This is a genomic window from Amycolatopsis sp. WAC 04169 (assembly GCF_003947535.1).
GTDB lineage: Bacteria > Actinomycetota > Actinomycetes > Mycobacteriales > Pseudonocardiaceae > Amycolatopsis > Amycolatopsis keratiniphila.
Window position 1 is genome coordinate 232,373 of record NZ_QHJI01000005.1, and the last position, 25,135, is coordinate 257,507.

General features: G+C 68.8%; 25 protein-coding genes. 11 read left to right on the top strand and 14 right to left on the bottom strand.

Translation table 11 applies throughout. The features are described from left to right. The first annotated feature begins 21 nt into the window (after positions 1-21). Positions 22-528, top strand: a complete 507-nt coding sequence (locus tag DMC61_RS13825) for a DinB family protein (RefSeq protein ID WP_125689624.1) — start codon at positions 22-24, stop codon at positions 526-528. Here DMC61_RS13825 and dnaE read toward each other — a convergent pair. Next, positions 503-4,012, bottom strand: coding sequence for a DNA polymerase III subunit alpha (gene dnaE / locus DMC61_RS13830; protein ID WP_125689625.1), 3,510 nt, complete (start codon positions 4,010-4,012; stop codon positions 503-505). The genes DMC61_RS13825 and dnaE overlap by 26 nt on opposite strands. A 118-nt stretch (positions 4,013-4,130) precedes the next feature. Here dnaE and DMC61_RS13835 point away from each other — a divergent pair, with 118 nt between their 5' ends. From DMC61_RS13835 to DMC61_RS13850, 4 genes are read left to right on the top strand one after another with little or no spacing between them, the layout of a single operon-like run. Continuing rightward, positions 4,131-5,096: a LysR family transcriptional regulator gene (locus DMC61_RS13835; RefSeq protein WP_125689626.1), complete on the top strand. Its 966-nt coding sequence runs from the start codon at positions 4,131-4,133 to the stop codon at positions 5,094-5,096. Between the two features lie 4 nt (positions 5,097-5,100). Beyond that, positions 5,101-7,431, top strand: a complete 2,331-nt coding sequence (locus DMC61_RS13840) for a xanthine dehydrogenase family protein molybdopterin-binding subunit (protein WP_125689627.1) — start codon at positions 5,101-5,103, stop codon at positions 7,429-7,431. Next, on the top strand, positions 7,428-8,276 hold the full coding sequence (locus tag DMC61_RS13845; RefSeq protein WP_125689628.1) for a xanthine dehydrogenase family protein subunit M: 849 nt from the start codon (positions 7,428-7,430) through the stop codon (positions 8,274-8,276). The genes DMC61_RS13840 and DMC61_RS13845 overlap by 4 nt, the downstream gene beginning before the upstream one ends. Next, positions 8,273-8,728: a (2Fe-2S)-binding protein gene (locus DMC61_RS13850; protein ID WP_125689629.1), complete on the top strand. Its 456-nt coding sequence runs from the start codon at positions 8,273-8,275 to the stop codon at positions 8,726-8,728. Before DMC61_RS13845 ends, DMC61_RS13850 begins: the two co-directional genes overlap by 4 nt. 270 nt (positions 8,729-8,998) lie before the next feature. On the opposite strand, the gene DMC61_RS13855 is transcribed toward DMC61_RS13850, so the two are convergent. Beyond that, positions 8,999-9,958, bottom strand: coding sequence for a glycoside hydrolase family 25 protein (locus DMC61_RS13855; protein WP_255431507.1), 960 nt, complete (start codon positions 9,956-9,958; stop codon positions 8,999-9,001). A gap of 130 nt (positions 9,959-10,088) precedes the next feature. Between DMC61_RS13855 and DMC61_RS13860 the strand changes: the two genes are divergently transcribed. From DMC61_RS13860 to DMC61_RS13875, 4 genes are all read left to right on the top strand, one after another. Then, positions 10,089-10,271, top strand: coding sequence for a hypothetical protein (locus DMC61_RS13860; RefSeq protein ID WP_007028251.1), 183 nt, complete (start codon positions 10,089-10,091; stop codon positions 10,269-10,271). Between the two features lie 201 nt (positions 10,272-10,472). Next, a complete protein-coding gene (locus tag DMC61_RS13865) occupies positions 10,473-11,018 on the top strand; it encodes a hypothetical protein (RefSeq protein ID WP_016336779.1) in 546 nt (181 codons plus the stop codon). A 27-nt stretch (positions 11,019-11,045) separates the two neighbouring features. Then, entirely contained in the window at positions 11,046-11,519 is a 474-nt protein-coding gene (bcp, locus tag DMC61_RS13870; protein WP_016336780.1) for a thioredoxin-dependent thiol peroxidase, read from the top strand. 10 nt (positions 11,520-11,529) lie between these two features. Continuing rightward, positions 11,530-14,706 (top strand): NACHT domain-containing NTPase, encoded by a 3,177-nt coding sequence (locus DMC61_RS13875; protein WP_125689630.1) that lies wholly within the window; start codon positions 11,530-11,532, stop codon positions 14,704-14,706. A 3-nt stretch (positions 14,707-14,709) separates the two neighbouring features. On the opposite strand, the gene rdgB is transcribed toward DMC61_RS13875, so the two are convergent. Genes rdgB through DMC61_RS13900 form a run of 5 tightly spaced genes read right to left on the bottom strand, consistent with a single transcriptional unit; the run spans position 14,710 to position 18,381 of the window. Continuing rightward, the gene (gene rdgB, locus DMC61_RS13880; protein WP_125689631.1) at positions 14,710-15,315 is read right to left on the bottom strand and encodes an RdgB/HAM1 family non-canonical purine NTP pyrophosphatase; all 606 of its coding nucleotides are present in this window, start codon (positions 15,313-15,315) and stop codon (positions 14,710-14,712) included. Continuing rightward, positions 15,312-16,088 (bottom strand): ribonuclease PH, encoded by a 777-nt coding sequence (rph, locus tag DMC61_RS13885; RefSeq protein WP_037342521.1) that lies wholly within the window; start codon positions 16,086-16,088, stop codon positions 15,312-15,314. The genes rdgB and rph overlap by 4 nt, the downstream gene beginning before the upstream one ends. A gap of 23 nt (positions 16,089-16,111) precedes the next feature. After that, complete coding sequence (locus DMC61_RS13890) at positions 16,112-16,879, bottom strand: MBL fold metallo-hydrolase (RefSeq protein ID WP_125689632.1); 768 nt, start codon at positions 16,877-16,879, stop codon at positions 16,112-16,114. Between the two features lie 30 nt (positions 16,880-16,909). Next, positions 16,910-17,716: a glutamate racemase gene (gene murI, locus DMC61_RS13895; RefSeq protein ID WP_007028257.1), complete on the bottom strand. Its 807-nt coding sequence runs from the start codon at positions 17,714-17,716 to the stop codon at positions 16,910-16,912. Next, positions 17,713-18,381, bottom strand: a complete 669-nt coding sequence (locus tag DMC61_RS13900) for a rhomboid family intramembrane serine protease (RefSeq protein ID WP_043848347.1) — start codon at positions 18,379-18,381, stop codon at positions 17,713-17,715. Before DMC61_RS13900 ends, murI begins: the two co-directional genes overlap by 4 nt. A gap of 82 nt (positions 18,382-18,463) precedes the next feature. On the opposite strand from DMC61_RS13900, the gene DMC61_RS13905 reads away from it, so the two are divergent. After that, positions 18,464-19,336: an arylamine N-acetyltransferase gene (locus tag DMC61_RS13905; protein ID WP_125689633.1), complete on the top strand. Its 873-nt coding sequence runs from the start codon at positions 18,464-18,466 to the stop codon at positions 19,334-19,336. Here DMC61_RS13905 and DMC61_RS13910 read toward each other — a convergent pair. From DMC61_RS13910 to clpS, 7 genes are all read right to left on the bottom strand, one after another. Next, positions 19,297-20,010, bottom strand: a complete 714-nt coding sequence (locus tag DMC61_RS13910; protein ID WP_125689634.1) for an aspartate/glutamate racemase family protein — start codon at positions 20,008-20,010, stop codon at positions 19,297-19,299. The two genes, DMC61_RS13905 and DMC61_RS13910, sit on opposite strands and share 40 nt — an antisense overlap. 108 nt (positions 20,011-20,118) lie before the next feature. Further along, positions 20,119-21,069 (bottom strand): PLP-dependent cysteine synthase family protein, encoded by a 951-nt coding sequence (locus DMC61_RS13915; RefSeq protein WP_016336787.1) that lies wholly within the window; start codon positions 21,067-21,069, stop codon positions 20,119-20,121. 3 nt (positions 21,070-21,072) lie between these two features. Beyond that, a complete protein-coding gene (locus DMC61_RS13920) occupies positions 21,073-21,345 on the bottom strand; it encodes a MoaD/ThiS family protein (RefSeq protein ID WP_007028262.1) in 273 nt (90 codons plus the stop codon). Positions 21,346-21,420: 75 nt separating this feature from the next. Continuing rightward, positions 21,421-21,837, bottom strand: a complete 417-nt coding sequence (locus tag DMC61_RS13925) for a Mov34/MPN/PAD-1 family protein (protein ID WP_016336788.1) — start codon at positions 21,835-21,837, stop codon at positions 21,421-21,423. 62 nt (positions 21,838-21,899) lie between these two features. Beyond that, positions 21,900-22,892, bottom strand: a complete 993-nt coding sequence (locus DMC61_RS13930; protein WP_125689635.1) for a P1 family peptidase — start codon at positions 22,890-22,892, stop codon at positions 21,900-21,902. Then, positions 22,889-23,446, bottom strand: a complete 558-nt coding sequence (locus DMC61_RS13935; RefSeq protein ID WP_125689636.1) for a DUF2017 domain-containing protein — start codon at positions 23,444-23,446, stop codon at positions 22,889-22,891. Before DMC61_RS13935 ends, DMC61_RS13930 begins: the two co-directional genes overlap by 4 nt. Next, positions 23,443-23,742: an ATP-dependent Clp protease adapter ClpS gene (gene clpS / locus DMC61_RS13940; RefSeq protein ID WP_005165655.1), complete on the bottom strand. Its 300-nt coding sequence runs from the start codon at positions 23,740-23,742 to the stop codon at positions 23,443-23,445. Before clpS ends, DMC61_RS13935 begins: the two co-directional genes overlap by 4 nt. Positions 23,743-23,816: 74 nt before the next feature. Between clpS and DMC61_RS13945 the strand changes: the two genes are divergently transcribed. Beyond that, positions 23,817-25,121 carry a nicotinate phosphoribosyltransferase gene (locus DMC61_RS13945; protein ID WP_016336790.1) on the top strand — a complete coding sequence of 435 codons (1,305 nt, stop codon included), beginning with the start codon at positions 23,817-23,819 and terminating at the stop codon, positions 25,119-25,121. Positions 25,122-25,135 lie beyond the last annotated feature (14 nt).

A 25,135-nucleotide genomic window follows, 5' to 3' on the forward strand; every position in this document is an offset into this window, starting at 1 on the left:
CCCGAAGGGAGGATCCGGCGCGTGTCCGTATCGCGTTCGGAGCTGTCCCGCTGGCAGTTCGTTCTGACCTGGTCGTTGTTCGAGTACCACCTGGCCGATCTGGAGCCGGGAGACTTCCTCTGGGAACCCGCGGCCCTCTGCTGGACGATCCGGCCGGACGGCACCCCCGACTGGGCCGACGCCGAACCCGATCCCGTCCCGGTCCCCACGATCGCCTGGCTCACCTGGCATATCGGCTGGTGGTGGAGCGTCGCACTGGACCACGCGAACGGGCGGGCTCCCCGCGAGCGCACGGAAATCACCTGGCCCGGCGCGGAAACCGTGGTCGCCTGGCTCGGCGGCCTCCGCGAGGAATGGCTGGCCGTGCTGGACCGCTCGACCGACGCCGACCTCGACGCGCCCTCCGCGTACCCGTTCGGCGAGGAAGCCGGGCTGACCTTCGCCCACACCGTCGCCTGGGTGAACGCCGAACTGATGAAGAACGTGTCGGAGATCGGGCAGCTCAGGATGCAGCGGCGCGCGGCGTGATGCCGGGAATGGACTTCAGCTCGCCCAGCAGCGTCGAGCTGACGGTGACCGGGTAGTCGTCGAGCGCGTACCACGTCTCGGCGAGCTTCACCCGGACCGGCGTCCGTCCTTTGTGTACCAGCAGAGTCCGCTTCAGTTCGAGGACCGCGTCCTCGGTCAGCCGCTCCGCGGTCGCGTGCAGGGTCAACGGCGGTTCCCCCGCGGAAAGGTCGAGCGGTACGAGCCCGCCACCGAACACGGACATCTTGTCCTCCCGCCAGTTCACCCGGCCGCTGACACGGACGGCGTTGTCCTCGGCCAGATCCGCCGCGAAAAGCGCGTACGCCTTCGGAAAGAACAGCACTTCGAGCGCGGCGTCCAGATCCTCGATCGTGCAGATCGCCCACGGCTCGCCCTTCTTGTTCACCCGTCGTTCCAGCGACGTGATGAGCCCGGCGACGATCAGTTCCCCCTCCCGCGGCGGATTGTCGAGGATCGCGGCGATCGGCCGGGGCGCGTGCGCGCGCAGGACGTGTTCCGCCCCGTCGAGCGGATGCGCCGACACGTAGAGCCCGAGCATCTCCCGTTCGTGGGCCAGCAGTTCCTTGCGCGGCCACTCCTCGACGCCGTACCTGAGATGTGCGAGCGGCGAGGTGTCCTCCTCGCGTTCGTCACCGGACCCGAAGAGGTCGAACTGCCCCATGGCCTGCTTGCGCTTCAACGGAACGACGGCGTCCACCGCGTCCTCGTGCACCCGCACGACCGAGAGCCGCGTGTGCCCGAGCGAGTCGAACGCGCCCGCTTTGGCCAGTGATTCGATGACGCGTTTGTTGCAGGCCAGCAGTTCCGACTTGTCGAGGAAGTCGGTGAACGACGCGTACTTCCCCTTCTCCCGCCGGGTCTTGATGATCGAATCGACGACGTTCGCGCCGACGTTGCGCACCGCGCCCAGCCCGAACCGGATCGCGTCGCCCACGGCGGCGAACCGGAGCCCCGATTCGTTGACGTCCGGCGGCAGCACCTCGATCCCCAGCCGACGGCATTCCGAGAGGTAGACCGCCGACTTGTCCTTGTTGTCCCCCACCGAAGTCAGCAGGCCCGCCATGTACTCGGCCGGGTAGTTCGCCTTCAGGTACGCGGTCCAATAACCGACCAGACCGTAGCCGGCGGCGTGGGACTTGTTGAACGCGTACCCGGCGAACGGCAGGATCGCGTCCCAGAGCGCCCGCACGGCCGCGAGGGAAAAACCGTTGGCGAGCATGCCGTCCCGGAAGCCTTCGAACTCCTTCTCCAGCACCTCTTTCTTCTTCTTGCCCATCGCCTTGCGCAGCACGTCGGCGCGGCCCATGGAATAGCCGGCGACGTCGCGCGCGATCCGCATGATCTGTTCCTGGTACACGATCAGGCCGTGGGTTTCGGCCAGGATCTCGCGCAGCGGCCCGGCCAGTTCGGGATGGATCGACTCGATCGGCTGCCTGCCGTTCTTGCGGTCCGCGTAGTTGTTGTGCGTGTTCATCGCGATGGGTCCCGGTCGGTACAGCGCGTTCACCGCGATGATGTCGCCGAACCCGGTCGGCCCCATCCGGCGCAGCAGATCCCGCATCGCCCCGCCGTCGAGCTGGAAGACACCGAGACTGTCGCCGCGGGCGAGCAGTGCGTAGGTCGCCGGATCGTCCACGCCGAGCGTGTCGAGGTCGATGTCCTCGCCGCGGTTGGCCTTGATGTTGTCGAGCGCGTCGCCGATGACGGTAAGGTTCCGCAGGCCGAGGAAGTCCATCTTCAGCAGGCCGATGGCCTCACACGACGGGTAGTCCCAGCCGGTGATGACCGCGCCGTCGTCCCGGCGCCACAACGGGATCGCGTCGAGCAGCGGTTCGCTCGACATGATGACGGCGCAGGCGTGCACACCCGCGTTGCGGATCAGTCCTTCGAGGCCCCGCGCGGTCTCGAAGATCTTGGCCGCCTCGCCGTCGCTTTCCAGCAGCGCGCGGACCTCCGCCGCTTCGGCGTACCGCTCGTGGTCCGGCTCGACGATCCCGGCGAGCGGGATGTCCTTCGCCGCGACAGGCGGCGGGAGCGTCTTCGAGATCCGGTCCGCGATCGCGTACCCGGTCTGTCCATAGTGGACGCGGGCGGCGTCCTTGATGGCCGCCTTCGTCTTGATGGTGCCGAAGGTGATCACCTGGGCGACGTGCTCCGCGCCGTACTTTTCGGTGGCGTACCGGATCATCTCGCCGCGGCGCCGGTCGTCGAAGTCCATGTCGATGTCGGGCATGGAGACCCGTTCGGGGTTGAGGAACCGTTCGAAGAGCAGGCCGAGGTCGATCGGGTCCAGGTTCGTGATGCCGAGCGCGTACGCCACGAGCGAGCCTGCCGCCGAACCTCGGCCGGGGCCGACCCGGATGCCGACGCGGCGGGCGTGGTTCATCAGGTCGGCGGTGATCAGGAAGTACGCCGGGAAACCCTTGTCGGCGATCACGCCGATCTCGAAGTCGGCACGGGCGAGGTACGCCTCGGGGACGCCGTCCGGCAGACGGCGGTGGAGCCCGGCCGCGACCTCCTCCCGCAGCCAGGATTCCTCGTCGTGTCCTTCGGGGACTTCGAAGACCGGCATCCGGTCGACGTGCCGGTAGACGTCGTCGTAAGGCTCGACCCGTTCGGCGACGAGCAGCGTGGAATCCGCCGCGCCCGGAACCTCCTTGTCCCAGTACTCCCGCATCTCCCGCGCGGACTTGAGGTAGTAGCCGTCACCGTCGAATTTGAACCGGCCGGGGTCGTCGAGCGTCTTGCCGGACTGGACGCACAGCAGTGCCGAATGCGCCGGGGCCTGATCCCGGGTGACGTAATGCGAATCGTTGGTGGCCAGGGGTTTCAGGTCCAGCCTGCGCCCGATGTCCAGCAGCCCGTCCCGCACGGAGCGCTCGATCGGGAGACCGTGGTCCATCAGTTCGAGGAAGAAGCCGTCCGCGCCGAAGATGTCGCGATAGTCCGAAGCCGCCTGGATCGCCTCGTCCGGCTGGCCCAGCCGGAGCCTGGTCTGCACCTCGCCGGACGGGCAGCCGGTGGTGGCGATGACACCTTCGTGATGCCGGGCGAGGAGTTCGCGATCCATCCGGGGCTTGCGGTAGTAGCCCTCCAAGCTGGCCAGCGAAGACAGCTTGAACAGATTCCGCAGGCCGGTCGCGTTCTCCGCGAGCATGGTCATATGCGTGTAGGCGCCGCCGCCGGAGACGTCACCGCCATCGCCACGCCGCCCCCAGAACACGGGTTTCTTGTGGAAACGCGACTCGGGCGCGAGGTAGGCCTCGATGCCGATCACCGGCTTGAGCCCCGCCCGGACGGACTGCCGGTAGAACTCGTCCGCGCCGTACATGTTCCCGTGGTCGGTCATGCCCACGGCTGGCATGCCGAGCCGCCGGGCCTCGGCGAACAGCGGCGCGATCTTGGCGGCGCCGTCGAGCATCGAGTACTCGGTATGAACGTGCAGGTGCACGAAGGAGTCCACCGGTCACTCCCCACGGTTGTACGATTCCGGTCCGACGCGGCGATTGGACCGGTGCGGGGCTGGTGTAGTCCAACAAGCGACACGCGATCGGTGACAACCAGCAGTTGTAGGGAGCACAGTGGAACTGGATCTGGGCGCGGTGCGCGCTTTCGTCGCGGTGGCCGAGGACCGGTACTTCAGCGAGGCCGCGATCCGGCTGGACATGAGCCAGCAGGCGGTCTCCAAACGCGTCGCGAAGCTCGAGACCGATCTCGGCGTGCGGCTGCTATCGCGCACGCGCGGAGGCGCCGAGCCGACCGAAGACGGCGAGGAGTTCCTCAAGCACGCCCGGGCGCTGATCAGCCTCGCGGACCAAGCCGTCGAGCGTCTTCAGGGCAGGCGGCGTCCCCTGCGCGTCGACGTCCTCGGCACGCGGCTGGCGACCATGGAGGTCATCCGGGCGTTCCACGCCGGCCACGACGACGAACTGGAACTCGTCACGCCCGGGCTGGGCGCGGTGCGCCGGTCCGTGCTGCCCGAGTCCGTCGATGCCGCCTTCGCGCGCGTCAGCACCGCGCCTGCCCCGGGGATCGGTCGCACGCCCGCCTATCTGGAACCGGCGAATCTGCTGGTCGGGCGGCGGCACCCGCTCGCACGGCGGCGACGGGTGGCGATGGCGGAACTCGAAGGACTGACGGCCTGGATGCCCTACAACGCGCGGGCCAGCGAGTGGGCGGAGTTCTGGGCGGAGCTGTGCCCGGCGTTCGGCATCCTGGTCGACACCGACGGACCGAACTTCGGGCTCGAACATCACATCGAGGTGCTCAGCGAGTCGAAGGACCGGCTGGGCTTCGTCGGCGCGAAGATGCACCTGCCCTGGCATCCGGACGTCGTCCAGATCCCGCTCGTCGATCCGACGCCGGTGTACCCGTTCTCGCTGCTGTGGCGGCACGAGAACCGGCATCCCACGCTGCCGCGGCTGATCGAGCACGTCCGCTCCACGTACCGGCCCTTCGATCCGGAGCGGCAGTGGCTCCCGGTGTCCGATCGGGAGGCCATGACCCGTGTGCACGATGCGCGAGGGGCCCTCGGTACGGAAAAGTGAGGCCATGGGGCTGATCGGCGCGAGCGTGACCCGGCAGGAGGACGTCCGCCTGCTGACCGGGCGGGCGCAGTACATCGACGACGTACGGCCGCCGGGGATGCTGGAGGCGGCCGTCCTCCGCAGTCCCCTGCCGCACGCGCGGATCCTGCGCGTCGACACCACGGCGGCGGAAGCCCATCCCGGCGTGTTCGCCGTGATCACCGGCGAGGACGTCCGGGCGCTCACGAAGACACCCCAGCCGGTGATCTGGTCGAACCTGCCGGACATGCGGACGCCGGAGACCCACGCCCTGGCCATCGGCAAGGTGCGCTACCACGGCCAAGGCGTCGCGGCCGTCGCGGCGAAGGACCGGGCGACCGCCGAAGACGCGCTGGAACTGATCGAAGTCGAATATGAGGAACTCCCGGCCGCCGGCACGCTCGAACAGGCGCTGGCGGACGACGCGCCGAAGCTCTACGAGGACTGGCCGGACAACATCGCCGGCACCGGGACCATCCCGATGGGTGACGTGGCCACCGCGTTCGCCGAGGCCGACGTCGTGCTCACCGAGTCGTTCCGGTTCGCCCGCCAGATGGGCACGCCGATCGAAACGCGCGGCGTGGTGGCGACCTGGGACCCGTTCACCGACCGGCTCGACGTCTGGCTCGCCACGCAGGCGCCCAACCTCGCGCGCGAGCTGTTCGGCGAGGTCTTCGGGCTTCCGATGGACCGGATCCGCGTGCGCACGCCCGACGTCGGCGGCGGCTTCGGGAACAAGTTCGACTTCTACGCCGAGGAAGTCGTCGCGGCGATCCTCTCGCGGCGCACCGGGAAACCGGTCAAGCTCATCGAGGACCGCGCGGAGAGCTTCGTCGCCAACGCGCACTCTCGCGAGCAGAAGATCGACGTCGAACTCGCGGCCAAGGACGACGGCACGATCACGGGCCTGCGTGCCACCGTGTACGGCGTCCTCGGCGGCGTGCTCGGTACCGTCGGTGCCAGCCCGTGCTGGACGACGACCGCGCTGCTGACCGGGCCGTACGCCATCCCGAACGCGGAACTGACCCTCGTCGCCGTGATGACGAACCGGTCGCCGTACGGATCGTTCCGCGGTTACGGGCTGCCGAAGGCGAACTTCGTGCACGAACACTTGGTGGAGCAGCTGGCGAAACGGCTCGGCATGGACGCGCACGCGGTGCGGCGCAAGAACTTCATCCCACCGGAAGCGTTCCCGTACCAGGGCCCGGTGTTCGTCTACGACAGCGGCCGCTACGAGGACTGCCTCGATCTTTGCCTGAAGGCCGTCGAAGACGCGGGCTGGGCGGAACGGCGCGGAGACGGTGTCGGCATCGGATACGCGTTCCACAACGAACTGACCGGGTTCGGGCCGAGCAGGATCATCAACCTCGCCGGACTGGGGCATTCCGGGTTCGACGAGGAGGTCGTGCGGGTCGACTCGACCGGCCACGTGACCGTCCACACCGGACTGTCCGCGATCGGGCAGGGCATCCACACGACGTTGGCGCAGGTGGCCGCGCATACACTCGGTGTCCCGCTCGACCATGTCACGGTGCTCTCCGGGGATACCCAAAGCTGCCCGTACACCGGTTACGGCACGGCGGCGAGCCGCGGGGCGGCCGTCGGTGGTGCGGCCGTGCTGAACGCGTCGACCCGGTTGCGGGCGAAGATCCTGCGGGTGGCCGGGCACATCCTGGAGGCCTCGCCCGACGATCTGTCCATTCAGGACGGTGTCGTCTCGGTGAAGGGCGTACCCGGCAGGGAAGTCACCCTCGCCGCGATCGGCGACGCGGCCTACCGGCGGCTGAACGGCGTCTGGCCCGAGGACGAGACGCCGACGCTGGAGGAACGCGAGGTCTACGACCCGGTCAACGTCGCGACCTCGTTCGGCTGCACCGCCGTCCTCGCCGAAGTCGACAAGGAGACCGGCGTCGTGACACTGCTGGACTACCTGATCGCGCACGACTGCGGCACCGTCATCAACCCGAAGATCGTGGACGGGCAGTTGCACGGCGGCGCGGCGCAGGCGATCGGCGGTGCGCTGTACGAGGAACTCATCTACGGCGCCGACGGGCGGATGGAGACGACGTCGTTCACCGGGTACCTGCTGCCGACCGCGACCGAGATCCCGCCGTTCTCCGTGTCGCATATGTCGACTCCCGCCGAGCACGTTCCCGGCGGGTTCAAGGGGATGGGGGAAGCGGGCGTGATCGGCGGCGGCGCGGCGATCGCGCACGCCGTCGAGGACGCGCTGCGCGAACACGACGTCGACATCACCTCGCTGCCGATCACGCCGCCGCGGCTGCTGGCCGCGCTGAAGCGGGGAGCGGCCCGGTGAAGGCCGCGCCGTTCGAGTACTTGCGGGCTTCGTCGCTCGACGAGGCCATCGAAGCTCTGGGCACCCCGGACGCACGGGTGCTGGCAGGCGGACAGAGTCTCGTGCCGTTGCTGAACCTGCGTCAGGCGCGGCCCTCGCTGGTGGTCGACATCAACCGGCTCGACGAACTTTCCTTCCTGCGCAAGGAGAACGAGCGGCTGGAGATCGGCGCGCTCACCCGGCACCGGTCGGTCGAGACGTCCGCCGTCGTCCGGTCCGAAGTCCCCCTTCTCGCCGAGGCGCTCGGCCACGTGGGGCACGTGGCCATCCGGAACCGGGGCACGATCGGCGGCAGTCTCGCGCACGCCGATCCGGCCGCGGAACTGCCCGCGGTGATGGTCGCGCTCGACGCCGATTTCGCCGTCCACGGACCGGCCGGCGAACGGATCGTCGCGGCACGGGATTTCTTCCTCGGCCCGCATCGGACGGCGTTGGGCCGGGGCGAGCTGCTGACGCGGATTTCGGTGCCGTCGCATCGAGGCGGCTGGGCCGTCGAAGAACTGAGCAGGCGGAGTCGCGATCTCGCACTGGTCGCCGTCTTCGCGACCGTGACGATGACGGGCGATGTCTGCGAATCCGTGCGAATCGCCATCGCGGGCGCGGGTCCGACACCGATCCGGGCCACCGCCGCCGAAGAGTCGCTCACCGGCAGCCCGATGACCGGCGAGGCGATCGCTCGCGCCGCGGACCTCGCGGCCGCCGCGACCGATCCGCCCGGCGACCTCCACGCTCCAGCCGATTACCGGCGCGAGATGGCCGCGGTACTCACCCGGCGGGCCCTCGCGCGAGCCAAGGAGGACGCATGATCACGGTCACCCTGACGGTGAACGGCCGGACCTACCGCGCCGACTGCGAACCACGGCGGACGCTGGCCGATTTCCTGCGCCACGACCTGGGTTTCACCGGGGTGCACGTCGGCTGCGAACACGGCGTCTGCGGCTCGTGCACGATCACCCTCGACGGGGCGAGCGCACGTGCGTGCTGCCTGCTGGCGGTGCAGGTGGACGGCTCGGAGATCGTGACGGTCGAGGGGCTGGCGTCGGACGGCGAACTGCATCCGCTGCAGGAGTCGTTCCGGAAGCACCACGGGCTGCAGTGCGGCTTCTGTACGCCGGGGATGCTGGCGACGGCTGCGGAACTGCTGAAGGAGAATCCGGACCCGACGGACACCGAGATCCGGCAGGCGATCTCGGGGAATCTGTGCCGGTGCACGGGTTACCAGTTCATCGTGGACGCCGTCCGTGACGCGGCCCGGTGAGGGGTCACCACTCGTCGTCGATGTGCCGCCGCAGCTCCGCGGCGGACCGCCTGGGGAGGGCGAGAAGCACGCCTTCGAGCATTTCCCTCGCCTGCCAGGGATCGCCGCAACACTCCCAGACGCCGCAGCGCGGGCGAGAACTCCTGCCGGACCCGAGCGGGCGGCTTACGCGGCATCGGCCTTTCGGAAGCTCGTCATGCGCTCATCATGACATGAAGGCCCCCTTCCTGTAGCCAGGCGCAAGGAAGGGGGCCTTCATGTACTGCGGCCTCAGCCGACGATGTCGATTTCGAACTCCACGTTCGAGCTGTATTCGAAGTCGGCCCACACCGCGCCCGGCAGGTGGTACCGCCGGTGCGAAACCGTCTTCGGGTTGAATCCGGGCGTCTGCATGGGATTCCCGCCGACGCCGACCTTGTCGCTTCCCCAGGCGTAGATGTTGCCCTGCCACACGGGCGCGTCGGTGATGCCGTCCCCGTCGACCCGCGGGCGGACGATGATCGCGGCCGTCTCGCTGCCGGAGAGGAACAAGCGCACGGACGTGACGGACGGGCTGGCCGGAATGGTCCTGCGTTCCATGAGTTCTGTCGTCGCCTTCCGTTTCGGGGCGGCGCCGCCGCCGGTCAAGTGGGCGTTCGTGTAGGACTCGTTGAGATCGACCGCGCTCGCGCGGATGCCGGGGACGTGGCCGGCGTCCGAATACTGGTGGATGTCGTACCGACCGGCGGCCGGATCGGGTTTCGCGCCGTAGCGCGCGATCCAGATGACGAGGTTCGACACGCCGAACTGATCCGGGCGCAGCATCTTGGCGAGCGAGTTGTTCATGTAGATACCGGGCCGGAAGCCGTGCCCGGCCACGCGATTGCAGAACCTGATCGAGAAGTCCCGCTTGCGCGAGTCGGGGATGTTCGGCGCCCCCGAACCCGGCGGGTTGTCCTCGAGGTCGAGCATCGGGACGCATCCGGTCGCCCCGAGTCGCCGGACCTCCCCGATCAGCACGTCCGCCTGTGCCTCCGGCGAAGGGCTCGCCTGGGCGTAGTGATAGCCCCCCACCGGGATTCCGACGGATCTCGCGCCCGCCACCAGCGCGTCGCCGGTGTTGCGGCCGCCGTTGGGGAGGCCGCCGCCGTCACTCAGCTTGACGAAGACGAACGTCACGCCGTGGTTTTTGACGGCCTGCCAATTGGTAACGGATTGAAAGCGACTGTAGATATCTATTCCCAGCGCCATCTTTACAGCCTGACGGGTGAACTAGTTGGACAAAAGGGCCTAGCGGGCGATAACTGGTTCGTCCGGTTCGCCCTTTCGGGCGGCCCCTCCATGGCTGACTCGGCTCACCCATGCCCGTACTGTGACAGCCATGGCGTCTCGAAGCCCCTTTCGCTGGCTGACCCGGTGGGCGGACTGGTTCGAAGAGCGCGGCGTCTACGTCCCGGGCGAGGAGAGCCGGGCGGTCGATCCGATGCGCGATTTCGGCTGGCTGATCGTGGCCTGGGTGTCCGGTCTGGCGATCTTCATCCTGTTCTTCGCCTTCGCCGTCTGACCCGGCGCGGATGTGCCATCGAGGTGACGGCTGTCACTAGCCGTGCCCTTCCGATCACGGATCGGCCACGGCTGTACACCAGGTGCGCCTCAACCCGGCCGTGCCGCTCCTCTCGGCTGCGGAAGACCGTCACTCTGGACTCTTCGGCACTAATACCTACCTCGAACGGCCCACCCGCACCTCCGACTGGAGTAACCGCACATGGCGCCCCCGCGCACCCCGAAGCTCTTCATCGCCGCCTGCTCGCTGATGCTGGCGGCCGCGTGCGGGGTCCCGGCACCGGAAAAAGGTGCCGCCGTGCTCGGTGCGGACGCCCCCGCGCAGGGCTTGGCCGCGACACACGCCGAGGGCGACCTGGCGTTCGGCGCCCCGCACCGGTTCGCGACCGGCGTCACGATCTCCGTCTCCGCGCCGAAGTCGTTCCGCCCCAGCGCGTCGGCGTATCCGCAGAGCCCGCGCGCGGTGGCCTTCGGCATCGAGGTGACCAACGCGGGCGAGGGCACATACCGGCTCTCCGGACTGTCCGTGACGGGTGAGGTCGACGGGGAGACCACGTCGGTCAAACAGGTCGTCGACCCGGTGCAGGGCTACAACGGCGTCGCGGACGCCGGCAAGGACGTGGCGCCCGGCCGGTCGGTGCATCTGAACCTGGCGTTCGCCGTTCCGGACCGGCCGGTGCGGCTGCGCCTGCAGGTGCGGCCGAGCCAGTCGGAGCCCGTCGCCGCGAAGTACTGCGGAAAGGTCTGACGCCGCCGGTTCGCTACCGTGTGCGTCATGACCGAGCAGCGACTTTCTCCCGGCGACAAAGCGCCCGACTTCACCCTCCCCGACAGCGAGGGCAACGACGTCAAGCTCAGCGACTTCCGCGGCAAGTCGGTCGTCGTGTACTTCTACCCGAACGCAGGCACGCCGGGCTGCACGAAGCAGGCGTGCGACTTCCGGGACAGCCTCGCGCAGCTCAACGACGCCGGTTACCAGGTGCTCGGCATCTCGCCCGACAAGCCCGCGAAGCTGGCGAAGTTCGTCGAGGCGGAGGGCCTGACGTTCCCGCTGCTGTCCGACGAGGAGAAGACCGTCCTGAAGGCATACAGCGCCTTCGGCGAGAAGAAGAACTACGGCAGGGTCTACGAAGGCGTCATCCGCTCGACGTTCGTCGTCGACCCGGAGGGCAAGATCGCGGTGGCGCAGTACAACGTGCGGGCGACGGGGCACGTCGCGAAGCTGCTGCGGGACCTCTCGCTCGCGTAATGTCGTCGGGATGACGGGACTGGAGGGACCCGCTCTCAAACTGGGCGGCAATATCGCCATGCACGCGGCCAAGTCGTGGCTGCAGCGACGGCGCAAGAAGACTGAGCGCGAGTCGAGCCTCGCCGAACTGGCAGCGGACGAACTCAAAGGGCCGCTGGAGAATCGCAAGCTCGAGAACCTGGTGGAGACGATCGGCCTACAGGTGGCTGAGGAGCTGAAGCCGGTTCTCGCCGCACGCTTCTCGACTCTGCCCGAGAACGAGATCAACGCCGCGTTCCTCGCCGTAGAAGACACACTCGGCAAGGTCGACCTCTCCGATGAAGCCCTCCTAGCGGACGACGCCGACCCGGAACTCCTGGCCCGGCGCGTCCGCGAGCAGTTCCCCGCTCGCTCGGCCCTGCTCGCCGAGCGGGCGGCGGATCTGTACGAACTGGCGCTGGATCAAGCGTGCCGCCACCTGGTGATGGTGGTGCGACATCTTCCGTCATTTCAGCCGACGACACTCGCCGAGATCTTGGGACGCCTGACCCGACAGTCGGATCAGCTGGACCAGCTCCTTGCTCGAATCCCGAAAACGAGCCTCACCGCACCTGCTGGGACCGACCACGACGCGGAGTTCAAGGCGGAGTACCTGAGCCTGATCGCCCGGAAGCTGGACAGGCTCGATCTGCTCGGGCTGACCAAAGACGACCAGCCGACGCTGCCGCTGACGGTCGCCTACCTCAGCCTTTCCGTGTCGTCGGAGAGCTCGCGCCGAGACGACCGGCCGAAGGACTGGTTCGAGAAACACCCCAGCCGCCGCGACGGGACGACCATGCGGGCGGAAAGCGCGATCGGGGAAGAGCACCGGACCCTGGTCCGAGGCGAGGCGGGATCGGGAAAGACCACCCTCCTGAACTGGCTCGCAATCAGCGCCGCGGGCGACCGGTTCACCGGGAAGCTGTCATCCTGGAACGGATTCGTCCCGTTCCCGATCCGGCTGCGGAGCTTCGCCTCCGGCGATCTTCCCGGCGCCGAGCACTTCGTGGCGCACGCCGCCCCAACGCTCGCCGGACGGGCGCCCGCGAACTGGGCGGACCGCGTGCTGCGAAGCGGAAAGGCGATGATCCTGGTCGACGGCGTCGACGAGGTCGAGCCTCCCCGCCGCCGGAAGGTCAAGGATTGGCTCCACGAACTCGGTCTGACCTATCCGGAAGCACGTTTCGTCGTGACCTCCCGGAGCGCGGCGGCCGATCAGCGGTGGCTGTATCAGGAAGGTTTCGGCTCCGTTCTGCTGGAACCGATGAGCGCGACCGACATCCACGCGCTCGTCGGAAAATGGCACGAGGCCGCGGTTTCGGTCCGCCCCGACGACGATCTCGACGACGCCCGGCGGCGGTTGCTGAATCAGCTCAACAACCGTCCGCATCTGCGCACGCTGGCGTCGAGTCCGCTGCTTTGCTCGATGCTGTGCGCGCTGAACTGGGCACACCGTTCGGAGCTACCGCGTGACCGGATGGACCTGTACCGCAAGGCGTTGTCGATGCTGCTGCACCTGCGCGACACCGCGCGCAGCATCATCGTGCTACTCACCGAACAGCAAAAACTGATCCTGCTCGGACATCTCGCCTGGCGGCTCACCTCCGGTGGGAAAGTCGAGCTGCCGAAGGACGAAGTCCTGGAGCACATCGCCTACCGGCTGCGCTGGATACCGCACGTCGACCACGACGCCGAAGAAGTGCTGAACCATCTCCTCGAACGCAGCGGCGTGCTACGGGAGCCGACGAGTGGCCGGGTGGACTTCGTGCACCGGACCTTCCAGGAATTCCTCGCCGCGAACGAGGCCACCGAGGCACGCCACCTGGACGCCCTGATCGCGAACGCGCATCGGGACACCTGGCGAGAAACCGTGATCATGGCCTGCGGTCACGCGAAGCACCACCAAGCCGACAAGCTGCTCACCGAGATCCTCGACCGCGCGGACTCCGAACAGCAGCACACCCGTCGCTTGCGCCTGCTCGCCGCGGCCTGCCTGGAAACGGTCAGCAACGTCGATCCGGCCGTGATCGAACGGGTCGAACAGGTCATCCGGGAACACCTCGTCCCGCCGCGCGACCTTCGCGAAACCCAATCGCTCGCGTCTGTCGGCCCTCGGCTCTTGCGCTATCTCCCGGAAGCCACCGCCGGGCTCAGCGAAGCGGCCGCCGCCGCGACCGTCCGGGCGGCCACCCTCACCGCGGGAGATGACGCTCTGCCGCTTCTGCGCAGCTACGCCCAGGATCCCCGTGAGAAGGTCCAGAAGCAGCTCAGCGAGGCTTGGCAATACTTCGATCCGGAACGCTTCGCCGAGGAAGTACTGGCCGATTCGCCTTTGCAGAATGGCAAGTTCGAGGTCAACGCCGGCAGGCTGGTGCCGTACGCAGGACGGCTTCGGCATCTCGACGCCCTGTCCGTCAGGCTGCCCGGCTCCGAGGAACAGTCGGATCTCAGCCTGCTCTCGGGATTGCCTGCGCTCCAGTCGTTCAATATGAGCTTCGACGACAACGCCGTTGTGGACGTGACCTCATTAACCGACCATCCGGCATTGACGGAGGTCAGCCTGTACTTCGCCAAAAAGTACACCGGTCTGCAAGCTCTGAAAGATCTGGAAGCACTAGAAGTGCTGACTATCTTCCGGTCGTCGCCCTGGCGCGGCCTGGGTGGATTCGGCCGCCTAACACGAGTGCAGGATCTGTCACTCGATCACTTGCAATCGGTCGCGAGTCTCAAGGCACTCATCTCGATGACTTCGCTGACCAGGCTCACTATGTGGGATTGTTCTCGTCGCGCATTGGCCGCCACACCGCCGATACCCGGAATCGCCTCACTAAGCCTATACAGTGACCCAAAGGGGGGAATCACCGCACGGTCGATCGCCGAGTCATTCCCCAACCTGACGTACCTCTTCGTAAGCTTCGCCGACGTGAAGGATTTGACCCCGCTGGCCGGTCTTCCCTTGACGTCGCTCTTTCTCTCGTCGTGCGCTCTTGGAGACCTAGGTCCACTCGCCTCGCACCCCACGCTCAAGACGCTCTACATCTACGCCGACGACGAGGGAGATGCCGTCGACGTCAGGCCGTTGGCAGACCTCGAAATCAATCTCTACGCAAAACCGGAAGGGCGCGTAACCGGACTCGACGAACTCGGGCCCGGCGTGAAGATCCTCTGACGGTCAACCCGCCAGCTTCCGCAGCTCTCCCACCAGCGCCCGCAACGCCTTCCCCCGGTGCGACGCTTCGTCCTTTTCGGACGGTTCCAGCTCCGCCGAGGTCCGCGTCCCCCCTTCGGGCACGAAAATCGGGTCGTAGCCGAATCCGTTGGCACCACGGCGTTCCCGGATCAGCGAACCGCGCCATTCCCCGCGCACCACGGTTTCGTCGCCACCGGGCACGACCAGCGCGGCCGCGCAGACGAAGGCGGCGCCCATGCGCTCGTCGGGTGTGTCGGACAGCTGCGCCAGCACGAGATCCAGGTTCGCGTCGTCGTCGCCGTGCTTGCCGGACCAGCGCGCCGAGAGCACGCCCGGCATGCCGTTGAGCGCGTCGACGGCGATGCCCGAATCGTCGGCGACGGCCGGGAGACCGGTCGCGGCGGCCGCGTCCTGGGCCTTCGCGAGCGCGTTGCCTTCGAAGTCCGGGGCGGTTTCAGGGGCTTCGGGGAACTCGGGGACGTCGGCGAGACCGATGACCTCGACGCCCTCGATCCCTTCCGCCACCAGGATTCGCCGAAGCTCGCCGAGCTTCTTCGCGTTGCGGGTGGCGAGGAGCAGCTTGGTCACTTGGCGCCCTTCTTCTTGTCGGGACGCGGCTCGGGGAGCTCGCCGGGGTACGGCAGCGCGAGCGCTTCGGTCTGCAAACGGGTCAGTTCCTCACAACCCGCGAGCGCCACGTCCAGCATGGTGTCCAAAGTGGACCGCGCGAAGGTGGCGCCCTCGCCGGTGCCCTGCACCTCGATCAGGGTGCCTGCGTCGGTGGCGACGACGTTCATGTCGACCTCCGCGCGCGAGTCCTCTTCGTAGGGCAGGTCGAGGCGTACCCGCCCGTCGACGACGCCCACGCTCACCGCGGCCACCGAAGACGAAAGCGGCTGCGGGTCGGCGAGGCGGCCCGCGGCGCCGAGCCAGGTGACGGCGTCGGCGAGCGCGACGTAGCCGCCGGTCACCGCGGCCGTGCGGGTGCCGCCGTCGGCCTGGATGACGTCGCAGTCGATGACGATCGTGTTCTCCCCCAACGCCGCCAGGTCGATGCAGGCGCGCAGGGACCGGCCGATCAGCCGGGAGATCTCGTGCGTACGGCCGCCGACGCGGCCCTTGATGGATTCGCGGTCGCTGCGGGTGTTGGTCGCCGACGGCAGCATCGCGTACTCGGCGGTGACCCAGCCGAGGCCGGAACCGGCCCGCCAGCGGGGGACGCCTTCGGTGACGCTCGCCGCGCACAGCACCCGGGTGTCGCCGAATTCGATCAACACCGATCCCGCCGGCCACCGCTGAAAGCCGCGGGTGATCTTGATGTCGCGAAGCTGGTCGTCGTTCCTGCCGTCTTTTCTCGCCACGGCCGCCACTCTAGAACCCCGCGTCAGAGGTGGTAGACGGCGCCCTGCTCGACCAGCTCGGCCGCGGGGAACGCGACGGCCGCCTCCGCGAGGACGGCGTCGCGATCGGTCCAGGGCGCGACATGGGTGAGCAGCAGGCGCCCCACCCCGGCCTTGCGTCCCAGCTCGCCCGCTTCCTTACCGGACAGATGGACCCCGGCGGGCCTGTCGGGCGAGTCGGTCCACGACGCTTCGGACAGCAGGACGTCGGCTCCGCAGGCGAGATCGGTCAGGTTGTCGCAGACGCCCGTGTCACCGGTGTACGCGAGGGTCTTGCCGCCGTATGAGAACCGCAGGCCGAACGCAGGGGTCGGATGGTCGACGGGGACCGCGGTGACCTCGAAGGGCCCGATCTCCATGGGCTCGGCTCGCAGCGCCTCGAAGGCGAAGACGTCGGAAAGGTCGGTGATCGCCCGCTCGTCCTCGTTCGCGGCGTACGCGTGGGCGAGCCGCTCGTGCACGTCCGACGGCCCGTACACCGGGAGCCGCCGCGGCCTCGCCGGATACGGCAGCGCCGGGTGGTAGCGGCGCAGCACGGTGAGCGCGCTGACGTCGGCGCAATGATCGGGGTGCAGGTGCGAAAGGATCAGCGCGTCCAGGTCGAACGGGTCGCGCAGGGCCTGAAGCCTGGCGAGCGTCCCGTTGCCGAGTTCGAGCCCCAGGACGAACCCGTCCGCCTCGAGCAGGTAGCCGGACGCGGCGGCGTCGGGCCCGGGGATGCTGCCGGAGCAGCCGAGGATCGTGAGACGCACTGTGACACCTTAAGCACGGAATCGGCGATTTTAGGCGCTGGTGGGAGCCAGCACACCCGGAGCGAAGCCCATGAACCGCTGAGCGAGTCTGGTGAACGGCTCGGCGGATCCGGTGGCGACGAACTCGTGCCGCGGCGGGGTGTCGCGCTCGGCGAGGAGATCGGCCTCGGTGAGGACGCGCACGAGGTCACGCGCGGTCTCCTCGGCGCTGGACACCAGCGTGACGTCCTGGCCCATGACGATCTGCAGCACCCCGGACAGCAACGGGTAGTGCGTGCAGCCCATGACCAGCGTGTCGACCTGCGCGTCCAGCAGTGGTTCCAGATAGCCCTGCGCGAGCCCGAGCACCTGGCGCCCGGTGGTGATCCCGCGTTCGACGAAGTCCACGAACCGCGGGCACGCGACGCTGGTGATCTCGACGTCCTGCGCGGCGTTGAAGGCGTCGTCGTAGGCGCGGGACCGGACGGTGCCCTCGGTGCCGATCACGCCGATGCGCCCCGAACGCGTGGCGGACACGGCACGGCGCGCGGCCGGGAGGACGACCTCGATCACGGGGACGTCGTAGCGCTCCCTCGCGTCGCGAAGGCAGGCGGCGGAGGCGGTGTTGCAGGCGATGACCAGCGCCTTCACCCCGCCTTCGACGATGTCGTCCAGCGCTTCCAGCGCGTACTGGCGTGCCGTCGCGATGGGAAGCGGACCGTACGGGTTGCGGGCGGTGTCGCCGACGTAGCGCAGCTGCTCACCGGGCAACTGCTCCAGGATCGCCCTGGCGACGGTGAGCCCGCCCACCCCGGAATCGAAGACCCCGATCGGGGCGTCGGCGCTCGGCTTGGTCACCCGGCGAGGCTACCGGGGCCGGTCGCTTTCCTGGCTCGGGACCTGTCGGCACGCGCCATCAACCAGGCCGCGAAGACCCCGGAAAGCGCGCCGAACAGGTGTCCCTGCCAGGAGATGCCCGTGTCACCCGGAAGCAGTCCCCAGAGCATCCCGCTCCAGATGCCCAGCAGCACCACGGCGACCAGGATCTGCCCGACCGCGCGGTTGAAGATGCCCCGGACCAGCAGGAACGCCAGCCAGCCGAAGGCGACGCCGGACGCTCCGACGGTGACCGTGCCGCCCGGCGCGATCAGCCAGACGCCGAGGCCGGAGAGCACCCAGATGATCGCGGTGACCAGCACCCACCGGCCGATCCCCGCGGACATCGCGAGGAAGGCGAACACCAGCACCGGGACGGTGTTGGAGAACAGATGCCCCCAGCCCGCGTGCAGCAGCGGCGCCCAGAGCACGCCGTCGAGATCGGAAACCTCGCGGGCGACGATGCCCCCGCTCTGATCGAGGTCGGCCGGCAGCACGACGTCGACCAGTTCGACCAAGTAGAGCAGCGCGGTGAAGGCGAGCGCCACGATCGCGGCGGCCCTCGGGTTCGGCGGCAGGACGCGTTTGGCCGGATCCGTACCGGACGACTCGCTCGCCGGGACCGGCTGGGGAGGCAAAGTGGTCACCTCCTCAGGCTACGTCGCGGATCGGCGGGATCGCCTCCGTGAGAACCCTGATTTGTCGGTGGGGCCCGCTACGGTCGATCACATGGGGTTCCCTTCTTCCGAGCACGTCGACGTGCCCGCCTACCTCGCGCGACTCGGCCTAGAGCACGAGCCGCCCAGCCTCGATGCCCTTTTCCGCCTGCACGCGGCCCATGTCGAACGCGTGCCGTACGAAGATCTTGAAGTCCAGCTCGGCCGGGTGACCTCGCTGGATCCGGCGGTGTCGTTCAGCCGGATCGCCGCGGGCCGCGGTGGCTACTGCTATCACCTCAACGGCACGTTTTCGGTCCTGCTGCGGGCACTCGGCTACCAGGTCACCCGGCATCCGGGCGGGGTGCAGGGCCATGGTGAGGCGGCCGGGATCCACCTCAACCACCTGGCCCTGACGGTGACCGGGCTGCCGGAGGCGCCCGAGGTCGGCTGGCTGGTCGACGTCGGGCTCGGGGACGGCATCCACCAGCCGCTCCCGCTGCGTGAGGGCGAGTACAAACAAGGCCCGCTGGTGTTCCGGCTCCGGCCCTCGGAGATCACGCCGGGCGGCTGGCGGTTCGACCACGACCCGCAGGGCAGTTTCGCCGGGATGGATTTCGCGCCGGAGACGGCCGTGATGGCCGACTTCGCCGAAAAGCACGTCGAGCTGTCGACGTCCCCGACTTCCGGCTTCGTCCGCACGCTGGTGGTGCAGCGGCGTGACGCGGAGGGAGTGGATTCGCTGCGCGCGCTGACCTTGAGCGGTCTGCCGGGCGGCAAGACCGTGCTGGAATCACCGGCCGAGTGGTGGACGGCGATCGAGGACGTCTTCGGCGTGGCTCGTGGCGGATTCACCGGTGACGAACAGGACAGGCTGTGGCGGCAGGCGGTCGCCCAGCACGAACGTCACACCGCGGGAGGGAGTGAGGCCTTGCCCAGCGCGTAGTCCACGGCCGCTTCGGCGTGCAGCCTCGTCGTAGGGAAGGTGGGCACCGTGCTGTCTTCGGGACCGACGAGCAGCTCGATCTCCGTGCAGCCGTAGATCACGCCTTCCGCACCCGCCTCGACGAGCCTCGCGATGACCTCGCGGTACCGCTCACGGGACTCCTCGGTGACCACGCCGTGGACGAGTTCGTCGTAGATGACCCGGTGCACCGTCTCGCGGTCGTCCTCGTCCGGCACGAGCACGTCGAGGCCGTGCGCGGCGAGGCGTTCGCGGTAGAACGGCTGGGCCATGGTGAAACCGGTGCCCAGGAGGCCGGCGCGCTCGACGCCGGCGGCCTTGATCGCGGCGGCCGTCGTATCGGCGAGATGCAGGAGCGGGACGCCCAGACCGTCGGTGAGCCGGTCGGCGACCTTGTGCATCGTGTTGGTGCAGAGGACGACGAAGTCCGCCCCAGCGGCTTCGAGCGCGCGTGCGGCGCGGTTCAGTTCCCGCCCCGCGTCGTCCCAGCGGCCCTCGGCCTGCATCGCCTCGATCTCGGCGAAGTCCACGGAGTACAGCACGGTGCGCGCGGAGTGGTACCCGCCGCGCAGCTCACGGACGCGCTCGTTCACCAGCCGGTAGTACTCGGCCGACGATTCCCAGCTCATCCCGCCCAGCAGGCCGATGGTCTTCATGTCCGCCATCGTGCCAGCGCCGCGTGTGCCGTGCCCCCAATGCTATGAACGGTCCGTTCCTTGCAAATTTTGCAAGGAACGGACCGTTCATAGCGCGTGCAGAGGGGGTCAGGCCCAGAGCTGCCCGTCGAGCCTCTGAGCCGCTTCGTCGAGCGAGCCGGAGTACGCGCCCGTCGAGAGGTACTTCCACCCCGCGTCAGCGACCACGAAGGCCACGTCGGCGGGCTTCCCCGCGGCGGCGGCCTTCTCGGCGACGGCCAGCGCGGCGTGCAGCACGGCACCGGTCGAGATCCCCGCGAAGATGCCTTCGTGCTCCAGCAGCTCACGCGTCCGGCGAAGCGCGTCGTACGCGCCGACGGAGTACCGGCCGTTAAGCACGCTCGCGTCGTAAAGCTCCGGGACGAAGCCTTCGTCGAGGTTCCGCAGGCCGTACACCAGCTCGCCGTAGCGCGGTTCGGCCGCGATGATCTGGACGTCCGGCTTCGCCTCGTGCAGGTAGCGCCCGACGCCGACCAGCGTGCCGGTGGTGCCGAGGCCGCCGACGAAATGCGTCAACGTCGGCAGGTCCTTGAGCAGTTCGGGCCCGGTGCCGCGGTAGTGCGCGTCGGCGTTGGCCGGGTTGCCGTACTGGTAGAGCATCACCCAGTCCGGATTGGCCTCGGCGAGTTCCTTCGCCCGGCGCACGGCCTCGTTGGACCCGCCGGCGGCCGGGGAGAAGACGATCCGCGCGCCGTACGCCTGCAGCAGTTGCTTGCGCTCGGTGGAGGTGTTCTCCGGCATCACGCACACCAGGCCGTAGCCCTTGAGCTTCGCGGCCATGGCGAGCGCGATCCCGGTGTTGCCCGACGTCGGCTCCAGGATCGTGGAGCCGCGCCGGAGCGTGCCGTCACGCTCGGCGGCCTCGATCATCGCCAGCGCGGGGCGATCCTTGATCGAACCGGTCGGGTTGCGGTCCTCCAGCTTCGCCCACAACCGCACGTCGTGGGTGGGCGAAAGCCGGGGAAGGCCGACCAGCGGCGTGCCGCCGAGCGCGTCGAGCAGCGACTCGAAGCGAGCCATCGATCAGCCACCGGCCACGGCGGGCAGGATGGTCAGGGTGTCGCCGTCCTTGACCTCGGCCTCGAGGCCACCGGCGAAGCGGACGTCCTCGTCGTTGACGTAGACGTTGACGAAGCGGTGCAGCTTCTCTTCCTTGACCAGGCGGGCCTTGAGGCCGCCGTGGCGGGACTCGATGTCGTCGATCACCTCGAGCACGGTCTTGCCGGTCGCCTCGACGGACTTCTCGCCGCCGGTGTGCGTACGCAGGATGGTCGGGATGGACACGGTCACGGCCATGGTTTTCTACCTCCGGTGGGTTCTCTGCAACGCAGACGTTCGGGCCGGTCCGGGTTATTCCCGGACGTGGCGGGTTCAGCCGATGATCTCGACGGGCTCCTCGGTGATCTCCCCGTCCACGATCCGGTACGACCGGAACTGATGCGAATCGGGGTCCTTGGTGGAAACGAGCACGTAGTGCGCGTCGGGTTCCGAGGCGTACGAGACATCGGTGCGGGACGGGTAGGCGTCGGTCGCGGTGTGCGAGTGGTAGATGACCACCGGCACCTCGTCGTTGGCGTCCATCTCGCGGTAGAGCTTGAGCAGATCACCCGAGTCGAATTCGTAGAACGTGGGCGAGCGCGCCGCGTTCAGCATCGGGATGTACCGCTCGGGGCTGTCCGATCCCTCGGGACCGGCGATCACCCCGCACGCCTCATCGGGATGGTCACGACGGGCATGGGCGACGATCTCGTCGACGAGTTCACGGCGGATCCGGAGCACGTCGCCCATCTTAGGTGCTGGACAGAGCCGGTCCATACTCTGAGATTGCCGCCACTCGGCACCTCGAACGGTCAGGAGAAGGCTTCGGGCCAGACGTCCCGGTACGCGCGCATGTCGCCCGCCGCGGTGGCGGAGAGCACACCGTGCACCATCGCCCGTCCGAACACCCGCGCCGCCGCCGAGCACAGCTTGTCCAGCACCAACGCGCGCCGCGCCGCCGCGACGGGACCGGCTCCACCGGGAAGCTCCCGGTCGCCGGTCGCCAGCGCGAACACCGTGTCGCCGTCGAACATCGTGTGCGCGGGCCGCACCGCCCTGGCGAGGCCGTCCTGAGCGGCCACCGCGAGCCGTCGCGCCTCCGCCTTGGACAGCGCCGCGTCGACCGCGACCACGCCGATGGTGGTGTTGAGTCCCGCGGCCTTCGCCTCGACGTCGCCGGGCCGGTCGGGCCAGCGGACACCGAACTCGCCGTCGACCTCGTGATCCGCCGCGTACGCGCGGCCAGTCGAAAGGTCGACGGCCTCGCCGGCGGCGTTCACGGCGGCGACCACGCCGACGGTGAACTCCCCGACCTTCTCCGAGGCCGTCCCGATCCCGCCTTTGAGTGATCCCGCCTTCGCCCCGGCGCCCGCGCCGACGGTCCCCGACGGCACCGGGCCGTCCTTGGCCGCTTGGCACGCCGCGTAGCCGAAGGAGGCGTCCGGGCGGTTTCCCCAGTCACTTCGCGGCAGGTCGAACAACACCGCGGCGGGCACGATCGGCACCACCTCGTACGGCTGGGTCCCCACCGGGATGCCCTGGTTCCGCTCGGCGAGCCAGCGCATGACGCCGTCCGCGGCGGCCAGTCCGTACGCGCTGCCGCCGGACAGGCAGATCGCGTTGACGTGCTGGACCAGGTTCTCCGGCTCCAGCAGGTTGGTCTCCCGCGTACCGGGCGCGCCGCCGCGCTGGTCGACGGCCCCGACGGCGCCGCCGGGCACCAGCACGACCGTCGTCCCGGTCGCCCAGCCGTCGCCGACCCGCTCGTGGTGCCCGACCAGCACGCCGGGAACGTCGGTGATCACGAGGTCAGCGACTGGATGAGGGTCTCCTGAACCCAGGTCAGCCAGTGGTAGACGCCGAGATGCGGCGCGCGCGGATCGTCCTCGGGCAGTTCGTCGGGCATGTCCTCGGTGACGTCGAGCGCCGCGTCCAGCGCCAGCCGGACGTCGTTGAGCGCGCCCAGCCACGCGTCGGCCTGCTCGAAGGTCAGCCGCACGTTCCCGCCGTCACGCGGCAGGGTGTCCAGCACGATCTTCGCGACGCCGACCTTCTTGTCCAGCAGCTCGGGCTCGTGGATCGACCGCATCGCGGCGGCCGAGTCGATGTCCTCGCGGGTCGGGTTGTCCGGGTCGAGCTTGTGGAAATCCGGCAGCAGCCGCGAAAGCACCGGGTCGTCCGGCGATTCGGTCGGGCCGGTGCGGATGCCGGTGAGTTCCGCGAGCTCGTCCTGCGGCGCCTCCTCGGCGCGCGCGGTGAGCATGTCCTCCAGCTGGCTGACCAGGCCGCGCAGCACCGCGGCCTCCTGCTGCTCGAACCCGGCGACGATGGTCTCGCCCTTGCGGCGCCATCCGTTCATGAAGGCTGCTCCATGGTCGCCCAGAGGCCGGCCGCGTGCAGTTTCGCGACGTCGGTCTCCACCTTCTCCTTGGAACCGGAGGACACGATCGCCTTGCCCTTCTGGTGCACGTCGAGCATCAGCTTCGTCGCGTGGTCCCGGCTGTAACCGAACAGCTTCTGGAACACGTACGTCACGTACGACATGAGGTTCACCGGATCGTTCCAGACGACCGTCCGCCAGGGTTTGTCCTCAGAGACGACTTCTACTCCCTGTGGATCAACCTGCGTCTGCTCGGATGCGACAGGCGTGGACATGCACTCCATGGTGTCACGGGCCCGATCCGGTACGGGCTGGCAGGTCCGGCCATGTGGGTGAATAGGCTGGTGCCATGGGTTTCCCCGAGGCGGCCACTGGCGCCAGCACCGCGCTGCTCACCGACCACTACGAGCTGACCATGCTGGCCAGCGCCCTGTCCGACGGGACGGCGGACCGGCCTTGCGTCTTCGAGGTCTTCGCACGTCGTCTGCCCGACGGCCGCCGCTACGGCGTCGTCGCGGGCACCGGCCGGGTCCTCGACGCGATCGCGGACTTCCGGTTCACCGACGCCGAGCTGAGCCAGCTGGAAGCGACGGCCGTGGTCGACGACGCCACCCTTTCGTGGCTCGCGGACTACTCCTTCTCGGGGAACGTCGACGGCTACCCCGAGGGCGAGCTGTACTTCCCCGGCTCCCCGATCATGACCGTCACCGGTTCCTTCGGCGAGGCCGTCGTGCTGGAAACGCTGATCCTCTCGATCCTCAACCACGACAGCGCGATCGCGTCCGCGGCGGCGCGGATGTCGGGCGCCGCGCACGGCAGGCCGATCATCGAGATGGGCGGCCGCCGCACGCACGAGTACGCCGCCGTCGCCGCCGCGCGGGCCGCGTACCTCGCCGGGTTCGCCACGACGTCCAACCTCGAAGCCGGGCGCCGCTACGGCATCCCGACGCGGGGCACGGTCGCGCACGCGTTCATGTTGCTGCACGACAGCGAAGAGCAGGCGTTCCGCGCGCAGGTGGACAAGATGGGCGCCGACACCACCCTCCTGGTGGACACCTACGACATCACCAAGGGCATCGAAACGGCCGTCCGGGTGGCGGGCACCGAACTCGGCGCGATCCGCATCGACTCCGGCGACGTCGGCCCGCTGGCGCGCAAGGCCCGCGAGCAGCTGGACGCCCTCGGCGCCAAGGACACCCGCATCGTGGTGTCGGGCGACCTCGACGAGCACGCGATCGCGGCGCTGCGGGCGGAGCCCGTCGACGCGTACGGCGTCGGGACGTCGGTCGTCACCGGTTCCGGCGCGCCGACCGCGGGGATGGTCTACAAGCTCGTCGAGGTCGACGGCAAACCGGTCGCCAAGCGCAGCGCGCACAAGGAATCCCGCGGCGGACGGAAATCCGCGCTGCGGCGGCACCGCGAGACCGGCACCGCCGTCGAAGAGGTGATCTGGACGGCCGCCTCGCCGGTCCCGGAACGGGGACCGAACGACCACGAATTGCAGATTCCGCTGGTCCGGGACGGCCGGACGGTGGATGATTTGCCCACGCTGGACGACGCGCGCCAGCGGCTTCGGCGGGCGCTGGTGAGCCTTCCGTGGGAAGGCCTCAAGCTCTCGCACGGGGAGCCCGCCATCCCGACCGTATTCGTCTAAAGAGACTCAGGAGC

What these genes read in the sequence shown, in the direction of transcription:
- DMC61_RS13840 (WP_125689627.1), top strand. Translation starts at nt 5,101, where the DNA reads ATGGGGCTGATCGGCGCGAGCGTGACCCGGCAGGAGGACGTCCGCCTG.
- DMC61_RS13850 (WP_125689629.1), top strand. Translation starts at nt 8,273, where the DNA reads ATGATCACGGTCACCCTGACGGTGAACGGCCGGACCTACCGCGCCGAC.
- DMC61_RS13855 (WP_255431507.1), bottom strand. Translation starts at nt 9,958, where the DNA reads ATGGCGCTGGGAATAGATATCTACAGTCGCTTTCAATCCGTTACCAAT.
- DMC61_RS13860 (WP_007028251.1), top strand. Translation starts at nt 10,089, where the DNA reads ATGGCGTCTCGAAGCCCCTTTCGCTGGCTGACCCGGTGGGCGGACTGG.
- DMC61_RS13865 (WP_016336779.1), top strand. Translation starts at nt 10,473, where the DNA reads ATGGCGCCCCCGCGCACCCCGAAGCTCTTCATCGCCGCCTGCTCGCTG.
- bcp (WP_016336780.1), top strand. Translation starts at nt 11,046, where the DNA reads ATGACCGAGCAGCGACTTTCTCCCGGCGACAAAGCGCCCGACTTCACC.
- DMC61_RS13875 (WP_125689630.1), top strand. Translation starts at nt 11,530, where the DNA reads ATGACGGGACTGGAGGGACCCGCTCTCAAACTGGGCGGCAATATCGCC.
- DMC61_RS13905 (WP_125689633.1), top strand. Translation starts at nt 18,464, where the DNA reads ATGGGGTTCCCTTCTTCCGAGCACGTCGACGTGCCCGCCTACCTCGCG.
- DMC61_RS13910 (WP_125689634.1), bottom strand. Translation starts at nt 20,010, where the DNA reads ATGAAGACCATCGGCCTGCTGGGCGGGATGAGCTGGGAATCGTCGGCC.
- DMC61_RS13915 (WP_016336787.1), bottom strand. Translation starts at nt 21,069, where the DNA reads ATGGCTCGCTTCGAGTCGCTGCTCGACGCGCTCGGCGGCACGCCGCTG.
- DMC61_RS13920 (WP_007028262.1), bottom strand. Translation starts at nt 21,345, where the DNA reads ATGGCCGTGACCGTGTCCATCCCGACCATCCTGCGTACGCACACCGGC.
- DMC61_RS13925 (WP_016336788.1), bottom strand. Translation starts at nt 21,837, where the DNA reads ATGGGCGACGTGCTCCGGATCCGCCGTGAACTCGTCGACGAGATCGTC.
- DMC61_RS13935 (WP_125689636.1), bottom strand. Translation starts at nt 23,446, where the DNA reads ATGAACGGATGGCGCCGCAAGGGCGAGACCATCGTCGCCGGGTTCGAG.
- clpS (WP_005165655.1), bottom strand. Translation starts at nt 23,742, where the DNA reads ATGTCCACGCCTGTCGCATCCGAGCAGACGCAGGTTGATCCACAGGGA.
- DMC61_RS13945 (WP_016336790.1), top strand. Translation starts at nt 23,817, where the DNA reads ATGGGTTTCCCCGAGGCGGCCACTGGCGCCAGCACCGCGCTGCTCACC.